We start from the raw sequence: 3,483 nt of genomic DNA, 5'->3' as shown, positions 1-3,483 counted from the left end.
CTCCGTACCCCACCCCTACCGGTCGGGGACGTGGGGACCGGCCGCCGCCGACGAGATGCTCGCCCGTGACGGGCGCTGCTGGAGGCGACCGTGAGGCCGCCGGTGACGATCCCCCTCGCACCGGCACCGGCACCGGCGGCCAAGTGGTCGCCGACCCGGACGACATCGAGGAGGCGACCGTGACAACCCTCTGGGACACGACCGGCACCGACGTCGTCAAGGCACTGGCGGCCGAACGGCGCTCAGCCGGGGCGCTCGCCTTCGGCCTGGCCCTGACCCTGGTGGTCGTGGTGGACGAGAAGCACGTCAGCGCCGCCGAGAGCGCGGCGACAACAGCGGCGGCAGCCCATCCGTGCCGGCTGCTCATCGTCGTGCGCCGCCAGTTGGACGCCCCCACGTCGAGGCTGGACGCCGAGATCTCCATCGGCGGGCGGCTCGGGCCCGGCGAGGCCGTGGTCATGCGGATGCACGGCCGACTCGGCCTGCACGCCGAGTCGGTGGTGCTGCCGCTGCTCGCACCGGACGCGCCCGTGGTGACCTGGTGGCACGGCGCACCCCCGGACCGCATCGCCTACGACCCCCTGGGGGTCTTCGCGGACCGGCGGGTCAGCGACGCGGACGCCTCCCCCGATCCCGTGGCGGCGCTGCGCCGGCGGGCGGCGGACTTCGCGCCCGGCGACACCGATCTCGCGTGGACGCGACTCACCGGCTGGCGGACGCTGATCGCGGCCGCCTTCGACTCGATCACCGAGAGACCGCGGTCGATCACCATCGTGGGCGGCGAGGCGGACCCCAGTGTCTGCCTGTTGTCCGGCTGGTTCACCGACCGCCTGGACGTTCCGGTCGCCGTGGCCGAAACGCCCCGGCGTGGACCGGTCGAGGTGAGCGTCCACTTCGACGACGGCGAGCTGGCCCTGACGCGCCAGGACTCCCACACCGCGGTGCTACGGCGACCCGGTCGGCCCGACCGGGCCCTGCCGCTGCCCGAACGCGGCCTTGGTGACCTGCTGGCCGAAGAACTGCGCCGGCTCGACCACGACGCGCCCTACGCGGACGCGCTGTCGGCCTGGAGCGGGATAAAAGGTCTGGCTTCCCGGTCGGCGATCCGCGAACACATCTGGCGCGACCCGACGGCGGACACCACGGACACTGCGGATACCGTGACCAGCACGGACACGACGGGCCCGGCGGACGCGGACGCCACGGCCTCGGTGAGCACGAACCCGGCGGACACCGGCGCCGGGGCGTCCGGCTGATGAGCGCGTCACCCGAGGTCGTCATCCATCGCGACCCGGACCTGCTGGCCGCCGCGACCGCCGCCCGGCTGATCATCAGCATCCTGGACGCGCAGGCCGCCCGCGGCAGCGCGTCAGTGGTCCTGACCGGTGGCGGTATCGGCGTGGCCACGCTCCGAGCGGTACGCGACAGTCCGATCGTCGAAGCGGTCGACTGGGGACGGGTGGACATCTGGTGGGGCGACGAGCGCTTCGTGCCCGCGGGTTCAGCCGACCGCAACGATCGCCAGGCCCGTGACGCCCTGCTCGACGTCCTGCCCCTTGACCCAGCCCGGGTTTTCACGATGGGCAGCGCGGACGCCGCCGGCGCCGTCGCCGGCGGCCCCGAGCCGGACGCCGAGGCCGTCAATACGGCTGTGACGGCGGATGTGGCTGCGGCGGCCGAGGCGGCTGCGGCCGATTACGCGCGGCTGCTCGCGGGCCACGTACCGACCGGAACGACCGCGGACGCGGTGGCGGTGCCGTCCTTCGACGTGCTGCTGCTGGGAGTCGGGCCGGATGGGCATGTGGCCTCGCTCTTTCCCGGCTCCCCGGCCGTCCACGCCCGTGCTGCCGCTGTTGCGGTGCACCAGTCGCCGAAGCCTCCACCCACGCGGATCTCGCTCACGCTTCCCGCGATCCAGGCCGCGCGCGAAGTCTGGCTCCTCGCCGCGGGCGAGGCAAAGGCGGACGCGGTGGCGAGCGCGTTCTCCGGCGCGAGCCCCACCGAAATCCCGGCGGTGGGAGCATGCGGCAGGCAACGCACGTTGTGGCTGCTGGACCGGGCCGCCGCGGCCGGACTCGCCGTCACCGCCGGAGCATCGCCGGTGCACGAGGGTTCGACAGGTTAGGCGCACCCGGGCACGGTGGCCTCCTGAGCCCCTGACGGCAGAGCCAGCCGGCAGGGCAGACGGGCAAGCAGGGCAAACAGGTAAGGCACAGGCGAGCGAGGCTGCAAGGCCCGGACAGTGACGTTCCATCCGGGCCTTGCCAGCCGGGTACCCGTGCATCGCGAACGTGCATCACGAAGCGGATGGGCGCCCAGGCCCCGGACCCAAGCTTGCGGACACCAAAAGCGCGCGATCATTATTCTTAGCGCGCTCGGAGGCCGAAGGAACCTCGGAAGCCCCGAGGAACCTAGGCGGTACCGCGCAGCTTGGCCAGCGCTTCGGCCAGGATCGCCTCCCCGTCCTTTTCGTTACGCCGCTCCCGGACGTAGGCGAGGTGGGTCTTGTACGGTTCGGTCTTGGTCGGAGCGGGCGCGTTGTCGCGGTCGCGGCCCGCCGGGAAGCCGCAGTTCGGACAGTCCCAGGTCTCCGGAATCGCGGCGTCCGCGGCGAACGACGGCTTGGTCTCGTGATTGTTGGCGCACCAGAAGGAAATCCGCTGCCGCGGGGCCGTCTCACCGCGTTCGGCCTCCCCCATTGGTCCCGCCCCTACCCGACTTCCTCTGATGGCGTTACCACCTGCCACGGTCCGCATACTCCTTTGTCTCGTCCCGCTGATTGACTCCGGATCCGGCCCCCCAGCCGCCAGCCGGCCTGACCGAGTGTAAGACGAGAAGGGCCGATCTCGTCGTACCGACCACCGCCGGTCACCCTCACAATCCGCGTTGGTGACCGAGCGCCGTCACCGCTGCCGTCGAAGCGCCCAGGGATCCGCCCTCAATCGCTTTCACCATGCCGATCCAGACTGATCCAGAAACAGGTCTCCGAGCGCCCGAAAAACCATGATCGTACGCTCTTCGGCCAAGTGCTGATCCACAACCGGCTAGGCGATCCCCAGTGAGACGGCGGTGGGATCGGCGTCGTCGAGTGACGGCACCCGCAGAAAACCGCGGACGTTGGCGCTGTGAAAACGCGGCGTGACGGTAGCCGCCAGTGGAATGATAGCGGCATCGGTGAGCAGCTCCCGCTCCAGGTCACCCCACCGGGTGGGGAGCGCGACCGGGTCACGCTCCCCGAGGGCGTCATGCAGTAACTGGATGATCCGCTCGTTGCGGTATCCGCCGTCGGCCGGCCGGGGGCCGGACCATTCCGGTTCCAGCAGGGGCTGGAACACGCTGCGCCCGGCGTTGCCGAACCACTGCGGCGTCACCCGGGTGAGGGCGAGGTCCCAGCTCACCGCGCTCAAGGGGACCGCGATACGCGGGTAGTCCGCCGCGGCCACCGCGTTGACCTGCAACGTCACCCCCGCGCGGGCGAAGGCG

General features: G+C 71.5%; 3 protein-coding genes and 1 pseudogene. 2 read left to right on the top strand and 2 right to left on the bottom strand.

Annotated elements, in window-relative coordinates; genetic code table 11:
• Positions 1–179 precede the first annotated feature (179 nt).
• A complete protein-coding gene (locus DD1DGNOD_RS09320; protein ID WP_131769917.1) occupies positions 180–1,256 on the top strand; it encodes a glucose-6-phosphate dehydrogenase assembly protein OpcA in 1,077 nt (358 codons plus the stop codon).
• On the top strand, positions 1,256–2,125 hold the full coding sequence (gene pgl / locus DD1DGNOD_RS09315; protein WP_131769913.1) for a 6-phosphogluconolactonase: 870 nt from the start codon (positions 1,256–1,258) through the stop codon (positions 2,123–2,125). Before DD1DGNOD_RS09320 ends, pgl begins: the two co-directional genes overlap by 1 nt.
• Before the next feature lie 286 nt (positions 2,126–2,411).
• On the opposite strand, the gene DD1DGNOD_RS09310 is transcribed toward pgl, so the two are convergent.
• Positions 2,412–2,747 carry an RNA polymerase-binding protein RbpA gene (locus DD1DGNOD_RS09310; RefSeq protein WP_131766216.1) on the bottom strand — a complete coding sequence of 112 codons (336 nt, stop codon included), beginning with the start codon at positions 2,745–2,747 and terminating at the stop codon, positions 2,412–2,414.
• Positions 2,748–3,044: 297 nt separating this feature from the next.
• Positions 3,045–3,483 (bottom strand): annotated as a pseudogene (locus tag DD1DGNOD_RS29135) (ABC transporter substrate-binding protein); the annotation flags it as partial.

The organism is Candidatus Protofrankia californiensis (assembly GCF_900634765.1).
Classification (GTDB): Bacteria; Actinomycetota; Actinomycetes; order Frankiales; family Frankiaceae; genus Protofrankia; species Protofrankia californiensis.
This window is presented reverse-complemented; position numbering and strand designations above follow the sequence as displayed.

Bases quoted from the DNA above. Each gene is read 5' to 3' on its own strand.
- pgl (WP_131769913.1), top strand. From the start codon at position 1,256: ATGAGCGCGTCACCCGAGGTCGTCATCCATCGCGACCCGGACCTGCTG.